We start from the raw sequence: 25,016 nt of genomic DNA on the forward strand, positions 1-25,016 counted from the left end.
ATATGATCACCCTCATCACCGGCCGCCCAGGGAGCGGCAAAACCCTGCTGGCCGTTGAGATGATCCGCGACAACGCGAACGGCGAGCGGATCCGGCCGCTGTTCGCGAACATAGATGGCCTGGCCTACGACCGTCTGCGCTGTTTTCCACTGGAGGACCCGACCACCTGGCCAGATCTGCCAGCAGGGTCCATCGTGGTGATCGACGAATGCCAAAAACTTATGCCCCCCCGCGCCAGCGGTGCCCGAGTGCCGCACCATGTGCAGTACCTGAACGAGCATCGTCACGCAGGGATCGACCTGATCCTGATGACCCCAGACCCGAAACTCATCGACGTGCTGGCTCGTAAAACTGTCGGGCGGCACCTGCACGCGTACAGGCCTTTTGGCATGGAGCACCGGAAAGTTTTCGAGTGGAACTCATGTAACGAGGATCCGGAACCATCCCAGGGAGAGAAAAACGCACTGATCACCAAAAAGCCCTTTGATAAAACGCTGTATGAGCTGTATACCTCGGCCGAGGTTCATACCCATAAATCCCGGCCACCACTGAAAAAATTTGCACTGCTCATCGGGTCGCTGCTGACGGCAGTTTCGCTGTTTGCCTGGTCGTTCTGGTCTATCTGGCAGCAGGGGCAGGGCGATATCCCGTCAGAGCAGGCCGCCACCGTCACCACCGCCGAGCAGGGGGCGGTGTCCGCCGCCGTCTCCAGTGCCGAGCCCAGCCTGCCGCCGCCGATCCCGCAGGCGTTTTTCCGTTCCAGAGTAGTGGTGAACGGTCACCCCGAATACCGCGTCGAACTGGGGGAGGGCGGGGGGTATGCGAATTTGGATACGTTCCCGGCGTACCGGATCGAGGGCGCCAACGTGCTGCTGCTTGCTCACGCTGGAGATGATGTGGCCCAGTGGGTGATACGGGATGCTGATCTGGTCGGGTATCTGCAACAGGACGCAGACGCGCTGATGGCAAATCGGTAGGCGCCGCAGGCGCAGGGCCGTGCGACTGGGCGACGACCGCTAGCGGGCGGCGGACAGGCGGATGGCCGGTCATCAATATAATTACGGTAACAGTTACCTATAATTATGCCGATAACCTATTTATCGGCATAAATTGTAAAGATTCTGTGAAGTTTGACCTTCAACATCTCCATTTTGACCTTCAACATCTCTAACGGAGCAGGCGCACAATATGGGAAATTGGAACGATTTCAGCGATTCAACGGACCCCGTTAATCCGGAATTTCTGGCAGAACGTGAACACGTCATAGCCAAACCAGTTTTTCGGGTCGCAACCCGTGAAGAGCTGCTGGCCAAAGGATATGTGCTGAGCCTGTCCGAGTTGAACCTGCCAACATCACCGGAACTGAACGAGATCATCAGCGTCCTGCAAACCCAGCGCGGCCCTGTGGCGCTTGCGGTGTGGTTCCAGTCGGCGAATGGCTGGCTAGGCAGTGCCAGTCCGGCCGATGTGGTGCGAGGGGTCAGCCCGGGAACAATGTCCGACGTTCTGCATGCGGCACGCCGCGAGGTCGCGCCAATCGATCATGCCTGAGCCATGCAACCCGGTGAGCAATGTTTAGGGCTGGCCGATGGCACCAGAGTTCACCGACAGACCCCGGGTGTGGGCCTCCCGCAGGCAACGTCGCCAAAAGTGCTCGCCACTGGGGGCTGCCCATTTCACCAGGTAACGACCGGACAGCCAGAAAATCGCCTCCAGCGGCAGATGGGCCAAGTCTTGTTGATGGGTGTACCAGAACGCCCGCCAGTCGTGGATAACCGCCACCCGGTCGACCAACTGCCAGCGGCAGACCCACAACGGGGTGTCCCGATGAACCAGCACCAACGCACCGGCCAACGGGAACACGTCGAACCACAGCAACTGGTGGTCATCGGGCACAGTGACATCTAGCCGCCGAAACCGATGGAGCCGCAGTTGTGCCAACAGGTCGACACCGGCGGTTAACGCATCCAGCGAGAGTCGATCCTGTGGGCGACGGCTGTGTTTCATCGAAAAACCTCCAAAACGTAATACGGGGGGAATTCCCAGACAACCATGCTCACAACATCCACGGGGGAGGGGTGTTATCTCTCACTAAGTGAAGGTTTTATCATTAAGCTCTTGTTTTGCAAGCAACCGCCCCAATATCCGTATGGAGCATGCCGCTTAATAGAGAATCTGACTCGAGGTATCGTGATGCAGCTAGAGAAATTTGTTCAATCGGCTATTCAACAAATAGCCAAAGGCGTATCCAATGCGTCTGAGGATGTTGCCAGCCTAGGAGGGCGAGTGAACCCTCATAATCCATCAAGCTCTCCACGTCTTACCAATATAGATTTTGATGTTGCGCTGGTTGTAAGTGAAGGTTCGCAGTTGCAGGGGGAGGGGAAAGTGTCATTGATAAAGGTTTTTAGCCTTGGTGGATCAGCTCAGGAATCCAACGCATATCAGCAAACCAGCAGGGTAAAGTTCACTGTTGCCGTAGAGCTACCAAAGAATTTGAAGGCTGGCAGCACTATGGAAGAGGAACAGGATGCGCTTAACGTACTTTATGCGGCCTCGAAACCAGAAAACGTTTGGAAGAAGTAGGATTTACTCATTATGCCGATAACCCTATTTATCGGCATCTTGTAGCTTGGTTCTTCTCTTGAACTCGATTTTTATCATTCAATAGCCTGGAGGCGTATGGATAATCCAAAAAAAATCATGCAGATCACACCTGCTGATGGTTGGTACTATCGTGTAGATGCCGTTAATGTTGCTGTCTTTCCTGTAGCCATGTGGGCATTGCAGGATTCGGGCGAAATCGTTGGGATTGTTGATTTGGGAAGTGGATTGCAGCCATTGCATCAATCTCCAAAAGGCCGTTACTTGCAGTTTGAGCAACTTACGCCAGAAGAACGACTCAAAGCAGCTCAACGTTGAGAACAATGATTATGGCTAAAATCATTAGAGGCAATGCTGACGGTAAAAATGGTGAAAATCAGAGCTACACCATACCTGGTCGTGGCACGATTTCTCGTAGTAAAGCGGTTACAGAGGTAAAGCAAAAAAAGCATCCAAATCATCATGTTATTGTGGTGAATGATGTTGAATATATTCGTGCTAATCGTGATAGCTCTAAGCCCAATAACATAGATGAAAAATGATACAACGCATTGATGTATCTCATATCTAGGGGCCTCCGGCCCCTTTGTCCTATCTACAGGCATGACTGCGCATAATGTATATTATGTTAAAAAGCCTACAGAGGTAAACTACTTCATATAGACCACCTATGCTGTGTTAAATCAACAAGTTACTGATTTTTGACAGCCCTCTCTTTTCCTACCTTATGTTTACAGTAGATTTGCTTCATATCCTTTATGTTTATGAGGCAAACTATTCATGTACTCACTTGTTCAACTGGCAGCAGCTGGTCGAGAACGCCAATGGATCCTGATGGATTGCCAGACCTGTTTACCTCTTCTGTATCCACTCAGATACTGTACCGATCATCTCGGATTTCGTGCGTTATCAACTCAGTCAGCAGCGCTACAGGCAATCAAATTCTTTTACGAATTCTGGCTGCAAAAACATAAAGTTACTTTTTGCTACAGCTTTCACACCTCTGGCCACGACCCCTTGATTGCTATTCATGAAATGGGCTCATTTTTTCACTACTTGGAAAATGGTCGTACCTGCCAATCAAACCTACTGGCTTTTCCATTAGCGACAGGAGCCAACCGTATTACCAATGGAGTCAGGATCCATGCAGTAATCCGCTTTATTTCATTTTTGATAAACACATATATATCACCTACATATCAGGATGGCTCACCTAAAGAATTGTCCCGTTTGGCATCTCGTTTACATACACGATTGCTTCTTTGTAAAGAGGAATATCGATCGCTGTCACCTAAGAAGGTTGTCGATAGAAACGAGAGCTATCATGGCTTTCAGAGTATGACTGCCGATATGGTGATGAGCATGTATAAAATAATAACGCCTGATTCAAGCAGAAAAACCAATCTATTAAACCCCTTCCCTACTGGCAATATTCAATTTCGTAATTTTTTGATTGTTCGACTCTTGTTGAATTATGGTCTTCGCATCAGCGAATTATTACTATTGGAATGTAGTTCAATAAAACCAAATATTCGTATGGATAAATATAGTCTGATCATAACTTCGACAGGTGAAGTAGAAGACCCCAGGAAAAGAGTACCCTCTCTTAAAAATGTATATGCACATAGAGTGTTAGAACTAGACTCACAAGATTATAAATTTCTAACCATATATATAGATAAGATTAGACCTTCGATTAAACATCATGATTTTATATTCACATCACTTCAACACAATTTGAATCCACTATCTTATAATGCAGTGTATGCAATATTTTCACAAATTGACAAGGTTTTTGAAAAGACTTTTTCTGAGTATAAATCAGTAGCACACTTTGATGCTATTCAACGTCTAACACCTCATGTAACTCGGCATACCTGGGCAACTCTTACATTGCATAGAATATACTGGGACAAATATCAAAAATACACCCAGACTGCACAATTAGCTGATGTCGATTTTTCAATCCATGGCCTGATGGAAGAAGCAAAGGAAGAGTTGCGCCTGATTGGAGGTTGGAGCATGAAAAGTCGAATGCCAGATGTTTATGCCAAACGTTTCTTATCAAAACAAGCTAATGCTGCCAACCTAAAAAGAATTGAACAAGATACAAAAATGTCAGAAGAATTAATGACCTATGTTATGGATGGTATGAATCATGCTGCCGATTAACACTATTACTAAAAATAGGCCAGAGAGCGCAATCTACTCCCCTGGGTTTATTTTGAAAATAAAAGATATAAAAATTCCACAACGGATTTTTTTAAAGACCGCGAGTGAATTTGATGATAAATTTATTTTGACGACTGGCAATAGATGGGTTTTTGACTACTCAGGAAGTCGCCGTTATATTTTATTCCCTCACAATGAGAACACTGCAAAATTAACTCAATATTTTTGTTTTAAATATGCATCTACAAAAATACCAACTCACCTCCAAAACTTGTTATATGATTGGCGACATACGATTGATTTTTGTATCGAACAAGGTGAATTTTCATTCGCCACACTACGAAGATATATAGAGAATCCAGCCATTGACAGCCGAAGATTTTACTCTATTATTTTTGGGTTAAAAGTTTTGTGCCAGGAGGAATTTCCTGGTTTCAGTATTGATGAGTATGAAGAATTGCAATTCATCCCACGTCCATGTTCAGATCGTTGGGATGTTTATCAAGAAATAGACAATATTATACCACCATTAGAAAAAAACATGATTGTGAATGGTCTGTTTAAAATGGCTGCAGCTATTAAAGATGGTGAATGTTACAAATTACAAGAAGTAATTGATGCTGTTATTCTTGGTCTAATCTATACAACTGGAGCTAGACCTGTCCAGCTTTCAAGATTAGCGATTGAAGATATCCGCGTCGATACTAGAGATGTGACAAGCGGATTAGTCCGGTACAGTGTACTTTTACCATACGCGAAGCAAAGGACAGTCACCACTGAGCGTCTTTTTTTATCATTACCACCAGAAATTGGCTCCCTGTTACAACACTATATTGAGCAAACAAATCGTGATAGGAGCGATAAACTTTTCGAAATGGGTGCCTCCGCCCCAGCATATGTATCCCAAGCCATTAATCAAGCGGTCCTTCGCTTCAGCCCTCCAGATTACCAAGCCGCAGTAGCTCGAGGCGAAGCCGCTCTCCCCACGATCACCCCTACCGATTTACGGCACAATGTTGGCCATTCCCTAGCCATGCAAGGTGTTAGCGCTGAAGAGATTGCGCACATCTTAGGACACTCAGCTTTAGTTGTTGCAAAACATTACATTCTTGCAACCCCAGCCCTCGCCCTAGTCAGAGCAAAAGCTCTTGGGGTTAACCCCGTCTGGCAAAATATGGTGGCAATGATGCTAACGGGAGAAGTGACGTCTTCAGCTAAATGGCGAGGAAAACGAGTTGCGGGTATTATTGGGGATCAGCTGCATAGTGAGGTTGGTGGTTGTTCCAGAGCCAACGTTGATAATGAATGTCCTTTCGCTGAAGTACGCTGCTGCTATGGCTGTCTTTATTACAGACCTTTTTTGGACGGTGACCATCAAGCAGTACTTAACAGTGTTAACAGAGAAGAAGATGAACTTATTGAATTATCAGACTCTGTCGGAAATGCACGAAATCCATTGATAATGGTACATGAAACAACTCAACTAGAAATCCAGTCCGTGATCAATCGCTGTAAGTACATTTCGGCAATGGAGGATGTGAAATGAAAGCACATCTTGACCGATTTAATGCATTCATCACTGAGCAGAAGGATTGGTTTGAGCTGAATTTAGCTCTCGATTTTGCCCACGCATGGGATGAACCTGTATGGATAAGCGGCAGCAAAGGTACTGGATGGCTTCGAGGCAATGGTAAAAACCCCCTGCGTTTTGACGAGATAAATAGGGTTAAAGGAATTGATCGTAAGCATGTAGTGGCTAACGAGTATTGTCACTTTATGAAAGCCATGTTAGTTATTGTTTATCGTATAGCAATAACCGACGCATGTCACCCTCAGTTGCTGTAGCAACATTGATGGTTTTGAAGCGCTGGTATCATTCGCTTGTTGAACATACTGGTCAAAATCATCCAATGTATCTGACCACAGAGGTAATTCAACGCTCAATGGATATCCTCAGTGCCGTATCAATGCCAGGCGACCCTAATGTAGCCAACTACAAAGGGAGATGCGTTAGCCTACAAAAATTAGTCAATCATCAGTCATTTAGCTTGGTAAGCTTAAATTATGTGTCAGATCTAAAATACACCAACAAAACCAACCTAACTCGTAAAGCTAAAGAAACTATAGCGCTTAAGCACCAAGAGAGGTTAGATGATAGTTCGGGGGAAGACGAGAATACCCTGATTACCATTCGTGGTTTTTTAAATGTTGTGGCACTCATTCAACGAGTTGAAAGTGATGCCGAAAAAATTGCACTTAACTGTTTGTTACTGTTAATAGTTACCGGTTTCCGTTCTGTAGAGGCATTCAACCTCAGGCATAATGCACTGATAAAGCGCCATGTTGATGATCCAACAATCAGTGCAAGACTACGAAATAAAGGTCTCCTGATTATTTTCTCGGCATTAAATACGTAGGCGTGAAAGGTGCGGGTGAGAGAACTCACTGGGTAGAACCCTTGGCTGTACCATTAGTTGAAAATATCTTCTCAGCAGTGAAAGCATTGACAGCACCAATGCGAGAGCATTTGCTATACCTGCGCGAAAAATCATTTAGCGATTATCTACCTAGATCTATCAGTGCCCTACCCGGAGATATGATTGAGTTGGATGATATCGTAGCCCATGTTGCGCATAGTACAACTAAGTTACGTGGACAGTCAGGTTTACGTGACAAGGCTTCCAAAGCTTTAGCAAAGCGTGGCGTGACCCCAGGACATGAACAAGACGGTCCAAGACGCAGCAAGTTATTTTTTTATTCTAAAAGCAGCATTAATTCATTAATAAAGTCTGAGTTTGATCGGCATGATTTAAATACTCCCTGCACTCACTCATGGGTAGAAAATGGTAAGAGGTATGTCGTAAATTATGAGGACCTTCTTTTTTTATATAATTTAGGGTCGCTTTCATTAAAACGAACGATGGTGTTTAAAGCCAATCCGGTCCCCCTTAAAAATGACCTAATAAATAAATTCCTTGGCAACTTAGATAGTAACAATTCAATTTTTAGCAAATACAATCTGCTAGAAGATAGTGGCTCTCCTACCCGTTTACGCACCCACATACCCAGACATAATATAAATACTTTTCTAGCTATAGCAGAGGTATCTGACCACTTACAGGCCATGTTAATGGGGCGTATGGATATATCACAGAACCACCATTACCAACATCTTGCTTTAGCGGAACGTAGAAAAAACGCATCTTTGTCCAACCAGAAAAGCAATTCGACTGAACTTACTGCTCAGTCCGCCTCGCCTACGGCCAATACGACATTACCTATAGATTTAGTTAAGCAAACTGGGCATATTGTTCTGTCTGACAGACTTAATCTTGAACATAACATAAAAGCCAACTTACATACATTCGATAATAGAGATGAGGTTTCAGCCTTCATCGAAGCATCATTTAATAACAACTTATTCGATGATATAGCAACAGCATTCGAGGAGATCACAAATAAAGAAGGTTTGAAAGAAGCTGCTGCTATGGTCGCGCGCCATGCAACCCTGCACCCTCTTAAATTTGGTTCATGCATGCGTGAGATTGCTCTCTGGGGATGTCCTTACCGTATGAAATGTCAGTCATCCATGTTCTGTGAACACTTCACATTGACCGGCAGGATAGATGAATTACCCAACTTGTTTATAAAACAACAAATGTTACAAAAAGCAAAAACTCAACTGGAGAAGCTTTCCAAAGATACACCTGGATATCAAAAATCATTAAGCCAAATAAATAAAAGCATGGTTCAACTTAATGTTATGGAGACCAAATGGTTACGATCTTCAGAATCTAACCGGCCGGTTAGTACAGAAAACTTGCTGAGTGGTGATCTAAGTGGAGATGGTAAAATAAAAACATTAGCGCAGCTTTTCGCTCTTGAACATAAGAACCTTAAAAAAGGGAAATAATAATGCGTGGACAGGATTTAGATGCTCTCATAGAAAATGAATTACAATTGATGCTGCTTGAAGGATTTGAAAAAGCTCCTATTTCAGCTAAGGCTCTGCATACACGTCTAAAAACAAAAGGTATTCTTGGTGGTGGGTTAAGCACATTGAGTACTATATCTCGCAAGCATCTAATTGCTGCATATATTGATCAACAACTTAGCCCTCTGAACCTACGGCCTAAGGAAAAGCAACAATACGTTAACAGAAAAACCCGCCAAGCCTTATTATCCAGAAATAAACAACTCCAAGATGAGGTAATAGAGGCACATGAACACTTAGCACGGAACATTTATTCTTTAATTGATATCGTCAAGGCAGTAAAGCTTAACACCATGATCCCTATCGAAAGCTTATTGTCTGAACATATGATAAGAGAGCTTCAAAAAAACAAAAATGGAACGTGATTAGGGCAGTGAAAACCATTTTAAGGTTTAACCCTCTTCTAACGAGATCTAAACACAAGGGCATGCCACGCAGTTTTGAAGAACTTTTGAAGAACTTTTGAAGAACTTTTGAAGAACTTTTGAAGAACTTTTGAAGTATCTTAGCCAAAAAGAAGAACAAATGAAGAACAAATGAAGAACAAATGAAGAACAAATGAAGAACAAATGAAGAACAAATGAAGAACTATAGCAAGCGACATGTGGTGATCCTGTCGTGCGTAAGGTTGAGGAAATCTCGCTAACTCGCAATAAAAAATGAGCCGCTGGCGGTGGGTTGCAATCTTCGTCAAGCTGGCTTTCTGTCTTCGTAAATTTCAGGAACTATTCGTAGACAGAAAGCCAGCTTTTTTATAGCACCACCTAGCGGTTGTATTCACTCATAGGATCACAATAGGATGCGCTATCAAGCTTAAGAGCCGCCTCGAATTGAGTTCAAGGCAGAGCCTCACCTCATCTAATGGTAAATCCCAAGCCTGAGCCAGCAACTCCGCAGTTTGATCTGAACTCCACGGCATAACGGTAGCTCCATTGACTTTGGCGAATGGTCCATCACTTTCCGGAACCACTCTTTCCCGAGGCAATTTTTTAACAAGTGCTTTTCCAGATGCAGAGTTGAATGCTGCTGGGCCAATGCTAAACCAGCACCCCATATCAGAAGCAGCCTTGAGCTCTGCTGCTGTTCCGGTAAACCAGTGAAGCACGGCGGTCCCGAAGCCTGGGTGAGCACGAAGGATCGACAACACATCTCTAACAGCTTGGCGCGAGTGAATACTCAAAACTCTTCCACCCACGCTCGCGCATAGCGATACAACAGCTGAGAATACTTTGCACTGAGTTTCATAACTGTGTTGGAAACGCTTGGAACCATCCAGCCCCACTTCTCCAACGGCACACACATGCTTAATTTGCTCAAGTAGATTGTCAAGTTCGCCATAACGGTCATGTACGATTTCTGGATGCAGACCGGGAGTGATCAGGACATTTGTATACCCTCCTAGAATTTCACTGGTGGCAGTGAATGCTCGTGGGCTTGTTGTTACCAACCAAGTGAACTCGTTTTTCTTAGCCGCCTGGGAACACACATCCCTCGCGTTTGGATAGAGGTCGAGATGACAGTGAAAATCCATCAAAGCAGTCCGTCTCCGGTCAGCAGAGCCTCCAACTCATGAATTCCATTGGTAAGCACAGACCGATACTGAGATCGTTCAGGGACTGATGCAAAAGCAAGTGATGCCCCCAAGAACCTGTCGATACCCTTCTCTCTCGCCGTTAGCACCGCCAATGCAACTGCCATCGGGTCGTCAGGCCCACTAGACTTGTCACTACCGAGTAGACTGGGAAACACGTATTCGGTCGCATCAACCTGTGATCTCCAAGCAGAGAAGGCTGCCCGGCGGATCATGCAAGGGACACATCGCCCACAATGAGTTCGATTATAGGTGCGGAACCGCCCACAACTTGTCGTATCAGAGGCAAGTTGAATAAGCCTCGCCTGATCCAAGCACTCATTCATCATCTGCCCTTTGGTCTTGAACCGATAGGGCAATTCCAATCGCACGGCTACCCCTATGCCGTCCAGCACCTGCTGCAATCTACTGATGAACAACGGATGCGTAGTGCGGGTACTCAGGCTCGACACTCGCCCCGGAACAAGCGGTGGATTAACACAGATGAAGCCGTTCTCTGGAATGTATATTGTCGGGCGTACAACATCCAGCCGGGAGGCTGCTAGCACTGCAAAGGCATAGAACGCCAATGATCGACCACGAGTTGAAGGCTCACGGGGGCCTTTAAAGCTAATGCCATGACTCCACTGATAGTGAGCATCGGCACCACCGAGGAGACTTGCATAGCGGCGCTGACGCTCAGAATCCTCGTGAGCAAGCTGAGAAACGAAAAGCGGACGGCGTCCTTGAGCAACCAAGTCTAGCCCACCGATTAAGCTATCTAGGCCGCCGGAGAGCAGAGAAACACAATCTTGATCCTTGGCGGTGAGCCGCCCCTGGGGGGGAGGTAAACCCGCGTCGGTAAAAATCAGCGTCCAGTAATCGCCTGTCAAAACCTTAAGCAATTGCTCTAGCTCTGACTTCCATGGTTGCCAACGTTCAGGTTCGTACAACCCGACGCTCAACTCGATCGTTCTCGTCCAGCCATCCGCGCTTGTGTTTCTCATGGCGCAGAGATCAGTAGCGCACACCGCCAAACAGAACTGAACGAAATCCCACGTGGCAGGACTTGGGCGGAATCCCCTGCGCTTCAAGGAGCCGTGCCAACTCTTTGCAATAGTGCCAACACCCTCGCGTTTAGCCCCTTTGAAGTAGGTGAATACCCGTTCGCCCTCGGCAAGCTCAGCAGGAAGACGGGCCACACTTGTACAAATGACCTTAATCATTCTGCAAATACCTCCAACGCAGTTTGAAGCACTGTTTGGGCAAGCGTTTGAGGATCAACTCTCTGCCCCATAAAATTTTCCATGATTCGCTGCACCTCTCCGTGAACCCATTCCTTGATATCGTTTCGTAACTCTTGGATCTCGACTGGAGAGTACTTGAGCTTTTCATAGGTCTGGCCCAACTGCAGATCTATTCGGTTACAAACCTCATTGCTAATAGTGAACCCGATGACAGCTGTGATTTGCTCATCATTTAGTTGGAAGATATCCACGTTGGGCTCTTGCTCATACAACTGCGCTAATGCATCAGCTGCAGCATTTCTCAACGACTCATCATCAACGCTACCGGTCTCGGGCATGACCTCTTTGATGACTTCAAGCGCGAGATCGCTTGCTGAGAGATTCAGACCGCGAATCCTCTGAATCCAATCAACGACTTGAGGATCGGTACCAACCCTAACAGCTTCGAGGAACGAGCCCAGGCGTCCGGCGCCTTGGGCTACCCCACGTAAGGTATTATTTGCTCGCCCCGCACCGCCCATACCTTTGTTGATCATGCTACTAGCAGCACCACGCAGGGCTTCACGGCCGCCGCCTGAAAGGTATTTGCCCATTTTTGAGCGGGCCGGCATAAATCTACGATCTGGCGCGACGTCCTGATCCTGGGCTGGTTCTAAAGCCGCGCTGCCATCTTCTGCGACGTCCTGACTGACCCCCTCCTCTCCATCCGGATCACCATCTGCAGTACCCTCTCCAGGCCCTGCGCCACCGGCGGACTCGACTTGACCTAACCATTCAGGATCAAATGGAGAGCCTGCTTTACCACCACCACTTGATGTCGAAGTTCCCATCAGACTTTACTCCTTAATACAGCCTCAATGGCCCTCTTTGTATTCCGTTGAATGGCTGAATCTCCTATCCACGATTGCAACATGTCCTTAGCCCAAGACTGGGTAGCCAATGCGGGAATAATTCCAGGCCCAAGGGCACCAATAGGGGCAAGGCTTAAAAGTCCAGATGCACGCTTACCGAGAGATGGATGAACCTTACAGGGTTCGATCAGGATTATCATTTCGGCATTGGCCTTCCATGTTCGTGACGATGCATTACTCTGCCAGGCCTTCACCATTGCCAGCTCAGCTTGCTCGCAGTCGACGGCTGCGATAGCTCTCGTAAGGTGTTCGTTTGGCCCTGTCGCAACTTTCAATACATCTCGAAGCTCGCGTGCAGCGGGTGTCATGTTGTCATCGCCAAAATCGCGTGTCGCAGTATCCCTGCTGAGGTGGAGTAAAGGACGCAAGTCGGTAGCACCTAGCGGCGGAGATAACTGCAACCACTCAATGACGAACGGGTCATCCCCAAAGGGTTTGGCTAATGCGACGCCATCTCGAGCAGCTTCCTCTGCTCGCAAAAGCTCCGCTACTTGGCCATCATTTTCGGAACTGACCATAGAGGATAATGTGTTGGCCAGCTCCTCTTTGTAGCGTTCCAGTAAGTGCCATTTAGCCAAGGAGGGGATGTCCAAGGTTATACCTTGAGGCATAGCCAACGATTCACGAAGGTACACAGTGTTGAGAAATCGCTTCATTAGCCGTGGGTTTGCACTGATGCTGGTCGACTTAAACATAAGGGTTGCCAATCCTTGAGCCAGCTCCATGAGCGCCAGGAGGCGTGTATCAGTTCCCACTAGTTCGTGCAAAAATGTGGAGGTGATCGTTTCTCCGAGCCAACTTCTCGACAGACGTCTGGGGATTTCCAGCTTTGCTTGATCGAATTTATCTTGAGGGTATGACCCAGCCCTAGCCTCACGCTCCAGCAAGAGGAGAACCAGATATGCCTTCGCCTCGTTGACACCTATACGAGGTACATGCAGTGGCACTTGGATCAACTTGTCGAAATAGTTTGTGGCGATATTTCCCGTGATGCCGGTGCCTTCAAAATGCTTCTTCACCGCGCCATGGATAAAGTCGTTATCCGCAGCGATGACGAAGGCAGTACGTTTGAGGAATAAGAGCAAACGGATGGATTCAAGGGTAGAAATAGCAGTTTCTGGTAGACACCGATCGAGGTCGTCAACAAACACCACCAAAGTGATACCTAGCTCTTCCAATATTTGTTCAAGTGCTAGCCTAAACGCATGAATTTCGTTCGGTAACGATAGTGATTTTGCTGGACTCAACAAACCATCAGCCTTTAAATCCAACGATGTCTCCTCGTCTTTCTTGCTGGCTTCTGAAACTTGGGGGCCGTCCCTTTGGGGATTCCAAAAATCTGAAAACTTGCCGATGGCCCTGCCGATCGTACCAACGGGTACACCAGTTGTGATCGTAATCGCAGCTTCACCCCCGATTTGGACCAGCCGTAGGAGATTTATTCGCCTCAAGAGATCGAAAGCTTTCTTCTGTAGAGATTCATTGCCCTTAGCCAGCTTCAGAACTTCATCGCCTACGATCTGCAACAAGGCACTGCGAGCACTTTCGAAGTCTTGGTAAAGCCATGGGTTGAAAGTAACGACAACGTATTGGTGCTCCACTGACGGTATCTTGGTGTCGATTATTCCTGGATATGGTGGCACTAAGGGAGCTTCCAAGCGGGCTGCGATCATCTTAACTAGGGATGATTTTCCTGCCCCCCAGCCACCTGACACCCCAATAGAAATCGGCTCACCATGGCTCTGCCGCAGAAGGCTGGCACACGCATCAGCCACTACGCCAAAATTGAGGTAGTCGACGGTTGTTTCGTTGTCATGCCACATTGTTTTAAGTCCGTTGCGATTTACGTGAAGAACACTTTAGGGGCTTCACAGCCTCCGGTTGCTAGAGGGGTGGATAACCTGGGCGAGGCCATTAAGGCGTTCATGCGATTTAAAGAGTTCTGACCACTAGGGGTACTTGAAAGTCTAAAATAATTGATGGTCAAGGCTCATAAGAGCCAAATCCTATAGCAAACCAAACTATGCCCCAAGACATAAAATCTCACTTGAGACACAAGCCATAGACCTCACAGTCGAGACTGCAAATACGACAAACGTCACGAATTGTACAACATTGACACAGGCGTCAATTGCAACCAAACTCACAATTTACATAAAATAATTTTTTTTGATTATTATATGTGCATGAAGTCCTCCAATCTCATCAAGCAGCTAAGACACTTTGACCAGCAACACGATTACTGGCTCTACAGTGTGCACAAATTTGCCCTACTCTGCCCGGGTGAGAAGCCACAGCAGCTCAAAAACGCTCTAGTGCGCCAGTGTAAAGCAGGAAATCTGCTAAAAGTGGGCGGAGGTCTGTATGCTTGGCCTGATGCCCGATCAACCCCTATGTATCGTTTAGAGCATCTCATCAATCGACTGCACTCTTGTTAGCTGTCGTACATCAGCTTGGCGAGTGCTCTCAGTATGCACGGATGGATCTCTCAGATCCCATTGGCAGTGTTAACCATGATGACAACAGGACGCTCGTACCTACAACAAACTGCCTATGGATTAATCGAATGGACCCACACAGAGCAATCAGACACTATCATTCTGAACGGTACAGTATGGGATTCAATGCGAGGATGTCTTATCGCAAAACCGTCTCTGGCGTATCGAAATATAAAACGAGTTGGTCGAAATATTGACCTTGTAGTTAATCCGTCTGATGTAGATTTTTTTGATAAAATAGTGTTGTATTACCTCATGGACCTGACTGATACATGGCAAACAACTCATTCATATCAAGAGTAATAGCATAAATATGAAAATATCCGAATCAGCGCTATTAAATATCTTATCTTCTGATTATCAATAACTCTCGCAAGATCAACGTTAGTCACCTGCCCGGTCTGGATACCATTTTATGGCCTGCCATACTGTTCACCCTTAACACCATATATTGTTTTTTTACTTCACAAATGGTGTAACATAACCGAAATATTCAGTTTGAGCCGAGCGTTGCACATCCCAGCGTCGCGTATATCCAGCTGGGCGCTCTCGTTGAACCGCATGGGTAAGGATTAAGCGCTTCTTAGCACGTGAAACCCCAACGAAATAGGCGCAAAGATTTTCTTTCTGTTCCGATTCGTTCTTGAAAAAGAAGGTTTCATTTTCGACGGCCATGATAATGACTGAATCAAACTCAAGGCCCTTACTCTTATGAATGGTCAGTATTCGTACTGCTTGGTCGTCTGAGAAGCGCTCAAGGGCTTTGGGTAAGTTAGGCTCCAGCTTTAGCAATTCCTCGATCCTGGCCTTGGTATCACGGACAACCTCTTTCAACCGACCATGCGACTCGTAGTCCGGGGAAAGCGACACCAGTGTTTCGATACTGACCTGCTTCAGGAATGCTCGAACAAACTCCCAGTAGCCGGAGAAGGACTCGTCGATCAGCCCGGCAATGGCTATCTCTTTTCGTTGCTGCTTGACGAGCCGATCAAAGTCCTTACGCACGTTCGACTGAATCTCTTCATCAGCAAAAGGAATCAGCTGGTTCATGAGCCGAATCCATGCTTTGGGCTCGCGTTGACCATAGAGGCAGGAGAGATAGTCCACGATCAAACGTGCAGCCGGCTCGACCGTGATGTCTTGCATCTGCTGCTCATTACGGAAGGGGATGCCACGAACCTCCAGTGCCGCCATCAGATGATCGGCATACAGGTTGAGCTGATTACGAATCAGGATCGCAATTTCTGCAGGAGGCAGCTGCTCGGTCTTTATCCAACCAGTAATCAAGTCTGCGAGGTAGCCAGCTTCCTTACGACTGTCTTCGAAGCGCCACGCGAATACTTCACCTTCGTCACCTGCAAGCTGCTCATCAGGCATAACGGATGAGGGGTCAAGCTTGCGAATGATCTCATTCTGCAAGCACAGCAAACGTGGTTTAGAGCGGAAGTTACGGTACATGTTGAGCGGAGTCGCTGCAAAATCAGCAACAAAGTCCTGGAAGATACCTTCCAAAGCTCCTGCCCAACCCATGATCTTTTGCTTGGTGTCACCCACAGCGGTCAGACGAATGATCGTGCCTTGAAACGCGAGCCTGAGCAGCTCGTACTGTAGGTTAGTGCAGTCTTGGAATTCATCGAGGAAGACGTCGCTATAGGTTTGACGGATAGCGTTCCTTGCAACGGCGGAAGTCTGAAGGATCTTGATTGCCAGAGGCACGAGATCGCCAAACTCAATTTCTTGGGGGGACGGCCTAGCCTTTCGCTCAACGATTTTGTAGTTAGCGTTCAGAGCGTCTTGCCCCACTAGAATGGGACGGAAACGATCGATGATGCGTTTGGCAAATGCGTGGAAAGTATAGCTGTCGAACCGCGTAGCAAGCTCCGAACCGCAGCGCCGCTTGACTCGCTCTTTCAGGTTGCTACTGGCATCGACTTTGAACGAAATAGCCAGAATCCGTTTGGGATAACGACAAGTGCCAGTGCGAAGCAGAAAGTCGGCTCGCTGCGCAAGCATTTCTGTCTTCCCCGCTCCAGGGCCTGCTGTCAGCGCGAGGCTGCGCACCTGCTCCTTGGCAGCAAGTAGCGCATTCGGCTCAAGAGTCAGCCCATCTGCAGGCTTCCAAGCATAAATTGCGATCATTCCGGCAGCTCCGCGAGCTTGGTGATAACGGCATCTACTAGTCTGTGTAGAGATGCTGGCATGTCTGCCAGTAATTTCTCATCGGTCAATTGGGCCAGTGCATCGATGTGAGCTGCGGGCTTACTGCCAAGCTTGAAGCGCTGATGGTAAGTACTGAACAACTTCTGTTCGCTTTTGCTGTACTGACTTGCATCGTGGTGATTTTTACCCAATACAGCTTTGACAGTTGATACCTCAGGCTCTTCCTTCAGCACGTCATACGCATCTGGATAGGCAAGTAACATAGCGAAATCTAGATCCATAGGGTATGAGAAGTACACATCTCGATCTTCAAGCAGATCAAGATAGTGGCTGTAGCGTCTGACATGATACTCCTTTGAGTTCCATGGTGGAATGCAGTGATCCTTCGGCAACGTATTTTTGGGCCGATACTTTTTGAGCTGATCATTCACGTACTTGATTCGCCCCCACCCAGCTTGATAACGCGACACATCCAGATCAAGCAATGTCAGATAAGGAATCTGAAGAGCGGAAAGAAGGCGCCAGAAGTGATTAACGTGCCTGCCCCCTAGCGGCGCAATCGTGACTGCGGACTCATCAACCGGCGCTCCTTTGACATGCAGCAAGCGCGGCAACACAATCTCTTCGCTATCCCCCTCTCCTAAGACGACAAGGCGCGAGAAATAGATCTCGGGAAACGCTTGGACGGCTTCCCGTACGAATTTATGTGCTTCGTCCGTGCTTTCCGGTAGCTGAATGAGTGTGACCCGCGATGTCCGTACCTGCGTCAACCGCAGATAGCGTATGCGCTCCGGGGCGACGCGTCGTAGCATTGACGGTGCGTGGGTCGCAATCAATGCTTGCGCATCACCATCGCTAGTCATCTCATTGAGCGCATTGACAATCCGCCCAAGGTAGTGCGGCGAGAGGCTATTCTCAGGCTCTTCGACCGCCACTATCGTAAACACGGGCGGGCGTAGCTTGTCTGCATCGAATGAATCGTCATCTCCGGCCAAGACAGCGTGACCGATGGCTTGCGAAGATAGCACTAGCGACAGATACAGCATCGATTTCTGGCCGTCGCTTAATCGTGAGAAGTCAACTAGTTGCTCGCCATGCCCTGGTGTGAAAGACACCGACATGTGCCGTAATAAGGCCTCGATCTCAGACGCTACAAAAGTGAGCTTTGGATCTGCAAAGAAGCTGCCCTTGTGTAAAGTACCCCAAACCACTTTCAAGCTTGTGCTGAACGCATTGATTGACGGATTGGTCGCCAAGCTATCGCTGATTTGGTCGGTCAGCCCCTTGATGACAGTTCGCTCTGCATTCCAGTTTACAGCCCGCAGCATGCGACCCAGCAATGCATTGGCGCCGTAGGCAATGTGATCGGCGGGATCTCGGCGTGCAGGCAGATAGTGGACGTGAATATGGTTACGTTCAGATCGGGGTACTTGAGCGGTGGTCAGTGGCGAACCATCAGCATTGATGTCCAACACATAGACCATGATTTCCTCTATGTCCCCATCCAACCCCATGGCTGCATTGAGGCGAAAACGCACACGTGGCGAGCCATCGACTTCGTCGAGGCGCATATGGCCGAAATGAGGTGCAACCGTACTGTTGTCTTCGTCATCGCCAAGTTCCGGGAACAGAAAGTCGGCTTCGATCCATAGCTGCCGTTCCGTAGGTGGCGTTTCCTCATTAAATGGGATATGAAAGTCCGAGCGTAAGATTCGGCGCAGTGATGGATCAAAGGCAAATAGTCGACACAAAGCCTGTAGAACAGCTGTCTTACCGGCCCCATTGTGCCCGATGAGGTAAGTAATCTCCTCTAGTGGAATTTCGACAGGCGCAGCACCGAAAGAATGGAAGTTCGATAACCGTAAAGCATGCAGTTTCATAAGCGATCCATCTAAGGGCGATTCAATTATTTTTGAGTGATTCCATCAGACTCACAGCTCAGAGATCCCCTCATTTTTAGAGACTCAAATAATTCCAAGTGTGCGGGTATATAAGCGGTGTTGCTTCAGGTAGTAGATAAATTTATCCATCAACAAGACCGCATTGGCTTCTTTCATTTTAGGTAACAACTGGTAATAGATGACCCCTTGCCGAAAGAACGAATAGGTTCGGCTCTTGCTGGTATTGACCTTGATCGTTCTCTCTAGACCGACACTGTCTCCAGCCTTACCCAGCAGCGTCAGCAAGACGATGGCCAGGGCACTGAATAAAAACAGTCGGTCGCGCCGGACCGGATTACTGATGTGCACATCTCCCATACCCATGCCGAATTTGTAATCTTTGATATCACGAAAACTGGTCTCGATACCCCAGCGCTGGCCGTATAGTTGCAACGCCTTGGCGGCGCTCAGGTCGGTCCGGTTACTGGCCAGAAACCACGCGTCTTTCATGCCACTCTTATGACAACAATAGACCCGTTCGACAGGCTGTCGCTGCCCAGTTAGCTCCACCGCTTTGAGGGTTCGGGTGCGCCCGGTCGGCGTTAGCCAGTCCCGAGCTGGAACCTGCTCTACACCAGGGTAACCAACCAAAACATTTCCTTTAAATCTAATGAGATAAGCAAAGCCTAGCTCTTGCTCCAGGCGTTCGAACAGCTCCATGTAACCAAAGCCGCGGTCAGCTACTACCGTCACGAAGATACCCTCTGGCAACGTCTGCTTGAGCTTGGTGAGCAGCTCTTTCTCATGGGCATTGCGTTGCCCTTTGAGCAACGATTTCCGATGGGTTTTCCACAGCAGCGGAGTACTGCGACCGTGGTTGGTTTGCAGGCTGATAACCAAGGTACTGTGATCATCGGCATCGAATTCGGTCCAGTCCATGGAGACTACGATCTCGGTACGTTCACCGACCACATAGGGCACCCAATCGTCAAAGAGGCTCCAGACATTGAGCTTGGTGTTAGTGAGCAGGCGATCCACCTGTTTAACCGCATGTTTACGTTCGAGACCGTTGGCCAAGGAGAGGCCACTACCGATGGCGTGGATGGCCAGTGAACCTGACTCGATAACCCCGAGGGTAGCATTGGCGAGGGAAAGAACACGCTTAGCATGCATGTCCTGTCCAAATATATCGTCGATGTGGTTGAGGATTAGTTCGTGGTTAAACATGGGGATAGTCTGTTGGGTATTAGCTGGTCAAGGATGGCGATCATACCTCAGAAGCCGCGCCACGCCTCGCTCATATGAGGGGATGGTTAAGGACTCACAGCCACCTTATCAAGAATTTTCATCAATTCAGCCTTTGACTTGGAAATATTACTTCCACGAGAAAAATTGGAGTTAAATTTATCTATTTCCAACCTAAATTGCCTTAGACTTTCTGACTGAGGACTTCCCACAGAAGGAGGGGTGTCAAGAGTCACTATCTGTATGTATTCTTTATGGCCTCCTGACATTTCTACCAATTTGTTGTTCCAGACATAGCGTTTAGCGATCTTCTGTAATTGATGATCGGAAACACGCTCAACAATGTCCACCCTTAGGCCCGCCTCTTCTAGCCGTTTGTGCAAGTATGTGCAGTAGAGATTTTCCGTTGATTTCATGCAATCTACAATGATCACATCAAATGCCAACTTTTGGTCCTTCCCTATTGCATTAGGCTGACGGTCCATTTCGTGGAACAAAAAACTGACCAGCTTGTTTAGATCCTCTGTTCGCTTATAAATCACCCCAGATGCACCATCCTGCACTTCATGCAAGATTCCCCAACTGACCAAGATACTTCTTGCTCGTAAGCTTCGACCATCATTCTTATTTACCAGTTCACCGACAGCTGAATCGATGTCAGAATAGCCACATAGAGGTATCGTATCGCGGATATAAAATTCCAGAGCATAGTTAATCTGTGAACAAGTAAGCTCACTAAGCATAGTAAGAAAATGAAGCTTCTCGGCCTGTTTAACATTATTTTCCACCATGTTGACAGTTAAACGTGCATAGTATTCAGCCTTCCCTGCTTCATCGTCATCGATCACACGACGTATAGCTATCAGCAAATCCTCATCCTGAATATCAAGATGGTCTCGTCTAATTTGTGCAACACCACGAATGTAATCCACCAAACGTTGCTGCCGGAAAACTCTTTCCTGATCAGCTAGTCCAGCAACCGTTTCACTTAATACCTCTAGCAAATCCCCTGCAATAGGAAACTTTTTAATAATTGCCCACGTAGTTCTACTTATTGTTTTTTTAAAACCAGGATCATTTATAATTGCAAAAAAATCTTCACCAGTCTGTTTTATGAACGATTTTTCAGCGCTGGTGTCGTTATCATGGATGTCCATAACTCCCCCCGTCCGTGATAAATTTTTTAAAGATTGGTGAAGATACTGCATAAAGCTCAACCCTGGCAAGCCTCAAACAAAACCGGTCACCTTGACTACTGCCATCCAGCAAAATTTACATCATGCCTTTAACGCCTACCCCGTCTGATGTAGTGCATCCGTTGAATATGGATAAAGTAAATATTCAGCGAGAGCCCCCTTAATCAAAGTACGTCCTCAGCCAGAAGAGCCTCAGGCGAAACCCCTTCTATCTTTGGTAAATCTTGCACCAATGTGGAAAAATATCGTTGTTTTTTCCATTCAGATCGATCGCCTATGACATATAAGCGTTGCTTGGCCCGACTAACAGCGACATTTAGCAGATTAGGCCGACTTGCTGCCCATGCCTTAGCCCCTGGTTTCTGTATGTTTCCCCCCAGAACAAATACCACCACGCTAGCTTCTTTGCCCTGAGTAGTATGTACGGTTCCTGTTTTATGCGTATCAAATCCAAGTTGCGCAGCAAGACGTCGTAGTTGCTTCGCACAATCCAAGAATGGAGAAATAAGAAAGATGTTTTCTGGCTTAACCCCATAGGCGGTTCGAAGTTCGAGCAATAGTTTTTTGACCGCCTCCCCCTCCTCAACAATCCAATTACCCTCGCAATTCTTCCCTACTACGTCTATCCATCCGCTCTCGGGTAATTGTGTATGAGTTTCCTTCTTACCATGAACCATCAATCCATCGTACGCAATTTTGTTACTGACTGAGAACATCGGATCATCACAACGACGATGTACTCGGAGGGGGCATCCAACCCAAACCTTGCCATTATCAGGCGTTGGAAGATGAGTACCCAATCCCATAGTTTGATCCGCTAAAACTTGTGCCGATACCTCGCTAGGCCACCAGATAGAAGGTACACAATAAGTTTTAGCTAGGGCTCCTTCCACTGATGGCGGGAGCCCACTCACCGGTTCCAATTGCTTTGGATCACCAACAACAACTGTGCGTGACGCTCGCCAAATAGCACTTGCGGCCTGTTGTGGTAACGCCTGACCAGCTTCATCAATCAATAGCCACCCTATCGCTTCGCGGCCTATGTTTTTGAACATCCGTGGAATGGACGCAAAGGTCGTCGAAATCACAGGAACTATCAGACACAGAGAATCAAGCGCTATAGCAGCCAGGTCTTCTGGTAGATCTTTTCCTTGTAGCCAATCGCTAACCAGATTCATGTTAGCTAACATTTGGCTTGGATTATTTTCAATAAAAGAACGATGCACATCAAGTGCAGCCAAAAACATTTCCTCCCGAGCCTTCAGCCAGTCTTTATGTGCCCATGGAGTAGACTTTTCCCTCACATCATCTGAAGCATTAGGATCTGGCCAGCAGTCACCCATAGTGTTTTTGGCCTGTTCAAATAGAATTGACGTTGATTTTAGCTCATCTTTCAAATTAATAATAAAACCATTGACTTCATTTAATTTCAAATCCAGTTTTTTAATTTCGCCCTGCACCTTAGTAATTTTTGATTTCAGCGATTTAATGACATGCTGTTGGGATTGTACTTCTGCGTATACGAAATCTAGCTCACGTGAGAGCGAATGATATCTTTCCCACCATGCTCGATGCGTTCGACCAAAAGTGGCTATCCAAGCAAGAAATCCAGGCTTATTGGACTCATGTTGCTTAAGCCTTTGCTCTGCTAGACCAAGTCGACTGAGTCGCTCACGGCAATCCTCTTCAAATCGGAAGACTTCTGAATCTAGCCGTTGTCGCTCTGTACGAGCCTGGTTTAGTTTAGAAATTATGGATTGGCATGTTGGTTCTGATTCTTGGATGCTTCGCTGAAGTGTATCTATCTGCGCATTCAAGGTTGAAAACTTGACCATCAAACTACGGATATTAGATTCCAATTTCCGCGCATTCTCAAATCGTAAGACAGCATCAGACCACTTTATGCTTGGAGCTCGTTTCCCATCTTTTAACAACTTTAGGTGGTAGGAAAGCCCCTCCCCTCGCTTAGGAGTGAAAATATCCGGTAATAAGGTGGCGTCATTCTTTTTTTCTGTAGGCCTGCGCCACCAGAAAATGTTCATGAAATCATTTCTATTCCCTTTATTCCCCAACTTGGCTGCGAGTAGTCCCCAGCCCCGCTTGCCCATCAATTCTGAAGCCAAATCAGCAAAGTAATCGCTCTGGTCAAGGACGCTCTTTGGCACGGCATCTTCACCCGGAAGCTCAAGGGAGATATTTTCTACAGCCCCATTATTGGCAGAAGCGACAACAATTGAAGCTCCCTTTATTGCTGAGTGAAGCGGATGGTATGGAATCCTTTTGTCCCCAATTTTTATTGTCTTTTTAGCAGTAAATACGTCGTCCATGTTAGTAACAAGACTGAGCGCTCGCTGAGTAACCACAGCGGCGACCACATCACGAAGTAAGGTGGTTTTACCAGTCCCTGGTGGACCATTGACGGCAAAGATTCCAGAATGGTTAGCGTGAGAACGCCAAATTTCGTTGACAGCAAGCTGCTGGCTAAACGCCAACGGATATTGTGATGGCCAAGCTCCAAGGGGGGCTTGTGTTGGCAGTAACCCCTCAAAGGCACTCTTTAGGCCCAGTTTTGAACGGATATTAATACGTCGTCGCTCAGGATCCGCGATCGCACACATGTATTCTGAAAAGCCTAAGCCGTAATTTTTACGCTGCCATGCTGAACTAATTACTCCTAAATCATGAATAAAGAAGCTGTTTAACATATCGTCAGGCAACGCCACGGATGATATTTCTTTATTACTTTTCTCTGTCTTATTTTTTGATTTCTGTGAATCGGCTTTGTTGTCTTGTTTACAATCCACACCGTGTTGACATGCATTAACCTGAGTGCATTTAACAAGACAAACTTTTCCGTTATCCATAACGGAAATCGGAAATTTCGTTTTATCCAGTATAACTTCTGCCAAATGTTTAAGCCAAACCACATCAGCTGTTATCTGCTCGTGCTTGAAGCGTGCGGCCTCGTTAGAGATCCATTGCATAAGGTGCTGAGTTAGCTGGTCGAAATCACTAAAACCGCTATCTATAAACGGAATTTTATCGCTTGGCGAAGGTAAGCCCACCAAGTTAGTAGGGATGCTTTGTTCGAGTGAAGAAACGCCGCGTTCGTGTTGCAAGATCTGCCCTGCGGCCCATACAGGTAGAGACAACATGAAGGATTCATATTGTGGTATCCCGAGCTCATTGAAGCTAATATCGAATAGACGACTTTTACCCCCTACCCTACCTTCCAATACATCCTCATGACGGCCTATCTTATCTTCCAGCAACTTAGACAGCTGAGAGAGGTCATATACACCGAACTGCACAGTGTAACGCCACACCTTCTGATATGCCAACTTTTTACGAGTATGTTTTGCATCACTCCAAGGCAATACACCGTTAAATCCCATCTTATAAGATGGGTTAAAATTATCGTCAGGATTGTCTTTATCCAGTTTCTGTGGGGTTAATGCTTCCACTGCCCTCCAGAAAGGAAAGACCTGCTGCACCTGACTATGTTTTTGAGTCACTTCAACCTCGTCCTAATCTATCCT

21 protein-coding genes are annotated in these 25,016 nt (G+C 47.0%); 11 read left to right on the forward strand and 10 right to left on the reverse strand.

The window, feature by feature from the left end:
* Window positions 1-2: 2 nt before the first annotated feature.
* Both ACTG2W_RS02355 and ACTG2W_RS02360 read left to right on the forward strand, forming a co-directional pair.
* Window positions 3-977, forward strand: coding sequence for a zonular occludens toxin domain-containing protein (locus tag ACTG2W_RS02355; RefSeq protein WP_106843718.1), 975 nt, complete (start codon window positions 3-5; stop codon window positions 975-977).
* A gap of 211 nt (window positions 978-1,188) precedes the next feature.
* Window positions 1,189-1,551, forward strand: coding sequence for a hypothetical protein (locus ACTG2W_RS02360; RefSeq protein ID WP_106843719.1), 363 nt, complete (start codon window positions 1,189-1,191; stop codon window positions 1,549-1,551).
* 24 nt (window positions 1,552-1,575) lie between these two features.
* Here ACTG2W_RS02360 and ACTG2W_RS02365 read toward each other — a convergent pair whose 3' ends face one another.
* A complete protein-coding gene (locus ACTG2W_RS02365; RefSeq protein ID WP_106843720.1) occupies window positions 1,576-2,007 on the reverse strand; it encodes a hypothetical protein in 432 nt (143 codons plus the stop codon).
* 186 nt (window positions 2,008-2,193) lie between these two features.
* On the opposite strand from ACTG2W_RS02365, the gene ACTG2W_RS02370 reads away from it, so the two are divergent.
* The 9 genes from ACTG2W_RS02370 to ACTG2W_RS02410 all read left to right on the forward strand — a co-directional run bounded on the left by ACTG2W_RS02370 (window position 2,194) and on the right by ACTG2W_RS02410 (window position 9,135).
* Window positions 2,194-2,586, forward strand: coding sequence for a hypothetical protein (locus tag ACTG2W_RS02370; protein ID WP_106843721.1), 393 nt, complete (start codon window positions 2,194-2,196; stop codon window positions 2,584-2,586).
* Between the two features lie 96 nt (window positions 2,587-2,682).
* Window positions 2,683-2,922, forward strand: a complete 240-nt coding sequence (locus tag ACTG2W_RS02375; protein WP_146142128.1) for a methionyl-tRNA formyltransferase — start codon at window positions 2,683-2,685, stop codon at window positions 2,920-2,922.
* Between the two features lie 11 nt (window positions 2,923-2,933).
* On the forward strand, window positions 2,934-3,146 hold the full coding sequence (locus tag ACTG2W_RS02380) for a DUF3892 domain-containing protein (protein WP_106843736.1): 213 nt from the start codon (window positions 2,934-2,936) through the stop codon (window positions 3,144-3,146).
* A gap of 238 nt (window positions 3,147-3,384) precedes the next feature.
* The gene (locus tag ACTG2W_RS02385; RefSeq protein ID WP_181281611.1) at window positions 3,385-4,776 is read left to right on the forward strand and encodes a site-specific integrase; all 1,392 of its coding nucleotides are present in this window, start codon (window positions 3,385-3,387) and stop codon (window positions 4,774-4,776) included.
* Window positions 4,763-6,322 (forward strand): site-specific integrase, encoded by a 1,560-nt coding sequence (locus tag ACTG2W_RS02390; RefSeq protein WP_106843395.1) that lies wholly within the window; start codon window positions 4,763-4,765, stop codon window positions 6,320-6,322. The genes ACTG2W_RS02385 and ACTG2W_RS02390 overlap by 14 nt, the downstream gene beginning before the upstream one ends.
* Window positions 6,319-6,621: a hypothetical protein gene (locus ACTG2W_RS02395; protein WP_219899346.1), complete on the forward strand. Its 303-nt coding sequence runs from the start codon at window positions 6,319-6,321 to the stop codon at window positions 6,619-6,621. Before ACTG2W_RS02390 ends, ACTG2W_RS02395 begins: the two co-directional genes overlap by 4 nt.
* Window positions 6,600-7,193: a hypothetical protein gene (locus ACTG2W_RS02400; RefSeq protein WP_219899345.1), complete on the forward strand. Its 594-nt coding sequence runs from the start codon at window positions 6,600-6,602 to the stop codon at window positions 7,191-7,193. Before ACTG2W_RS02395 ends, ACTG2W_RS02400 begins: the two co-directional genes overlap by 22 nt.
* Window positions 7,194-7,234: 41 nt before the next feature.
* A complete protein-coding gene (locus ACTG2W_RS02405) occupies window positions 7,235-8,689 on the forward strand; it encodes a hypothetical protein (RefSeq protein ID WP_219899344.1) in 1,455 nt (484 codons plus the stop codon).
* Between the two features lie 2 nt (window positions 8,690-8,691).
* Window positions 8,692-9,135: a hypothetical protein gene (locus tag ACTG2W_RS02410; protein ID WP_106843394.1), complete on the forward strand. Its 444-nt coding sequence runs from the start codon at window positions 8,692-8,694 to the stop codon at window positions 9,133-9,135.
* Between the two features lie 416 nt (window positions 9,136-9,551).
* Here the strand turns inward: ACTG2W_RS02410 and qatD are convergent, their stop codons facing one another.
* The 9 genes from qatD to ACTG2W_RS02455 form a co-directional block, all read right to left on the reverse strand.
* Window positions 9,552-10,301 carry a Qat anti-phage system TatD family nuclease QatD gene (qatD, locus tag ACTG2W_RS02415; protein ID WP_106843393.1) on the reverse strand — a complete coding sequence of 250 codons (750 nt, stop codon included), beginning with the start codon at window positions 10,299-10,301 and terminating at the stop codon, window positions 9,552-9,554.
* Window positions 10,301-11,566, reverse strand: coding sequence for a Qat anti-phage system QueC-like protein QatC (qatC, locus tag ACTG2W_RS02420; protein WP_106843392.1), 1,266 nt, complete (start codon window positions 11,564-11,566; stop codon window positions 10,301-10,303). Before qatC ends, qatD begins: the two co-directional genes overlap by 1 nt.
* Window positions 11,563-12,417, reverse strand: a complete 855-nt coding sequence (locus tag ACTG2W_RS02425; RefSeq protein WP_106843391.1) for a hypothetical protein — start codon at window positions 12,415-12,417, stop codon at window positions 11,563-11,565. The genes qatC and ACTG2W_RS02425 overlap by 4 nt, the downstream gene beginning before the upstream one ends.
* Window positions 12,417-14,321 (reverse strand): KAP family P-loop NTPase fold protein, encoded by a 1,905-nt coding sequence (locus ACTG2W_RS02430; RefSeq protein WP_106843390.1) that lies wholly within the window; start codon window positions 14,319-14,321, stop codon window positions 12,417-12,419. The genes ACTG2W_RS02425 and ACTG2W_RS02430 overlap by 1 nt, the downstream gene beginning before the upstream one ends.
* 1,134 nt (window positions 14,322-15,455) lie before the next feature.
* A complete protein-coding gene (locus tag ACTG2W_RS02435) occupies window positions 15,456-17,135 on the reverse strand; it encodes a UvrD-helicase domain-containing protein (RefSeq protein WP_106843389.1) in 1,680 nt (559 codons plus the stop codon).
* Entirely contained in the window at window positions 17,132-19,036 is a 1,905-nt protein-coding gene (locus ACTG2W_RS02440) for an ATP-dependent nuclease (RefSeq protein WP_106843388.1), read from the reverse strand. The genes ACTG2W_RS02435 and ACTG2W_RS02440 overlap by 4 nt, the downstream gene beginning before the upstream one ends.
* Window positions 19,037-19,120: 84 nt before the next feature.
* Window positions 19,121-20,263, reverse strand: a complete 1,143-nt coding sequence (locus tag ACTG2W_RS02445) for an IS4-like element ISAs18 family transposase (RefSeq protein WP_041204923.1) — start codon at window positions 20,261-20,263, stop codon at window positions 19,121-19,123.
* 86 nt (window positions 20,264-20,349) lie between these two features.
* On the reverse strand, window positions 20,350-21,438 hold the full coding sequence (locus tag ACTG2W_RS02450) for a hypothetical protein (RefSeq protein WP_440016031.1): 1,089 nt from the start codon (window positions 21,436-21,438) through the stop codon (window positions 20,350-20,352).
* A gap of 203 nt (window positions 21,439-21,641) precedes the next feature.
* Window positions 21,642-24,941: a DEAD/DEAH box helicase gene (locus tag ACTG2W_RS02455; RefSeq protein ID WP_106843386.1), complete on the reverse strand. Its 3,300-nt coding sequence runs from the start codon at window positions 24,939-24,941 to the stop codon at window positions 21,642-21,644.
* Between the last annotated feature and the right edge of the window lie 75 nt (window positions 24,942-25,016).

Source organism: Aeromonas sp. 96A (assembly GCF_051919165.1).
GTDB classification, from domain to species: Bacteria; Pseudomonadota; Gammaproteobacteria; order Enterobacterales; family Aeromonadaceae; genus Aeromonas; species Aeromonas veronii.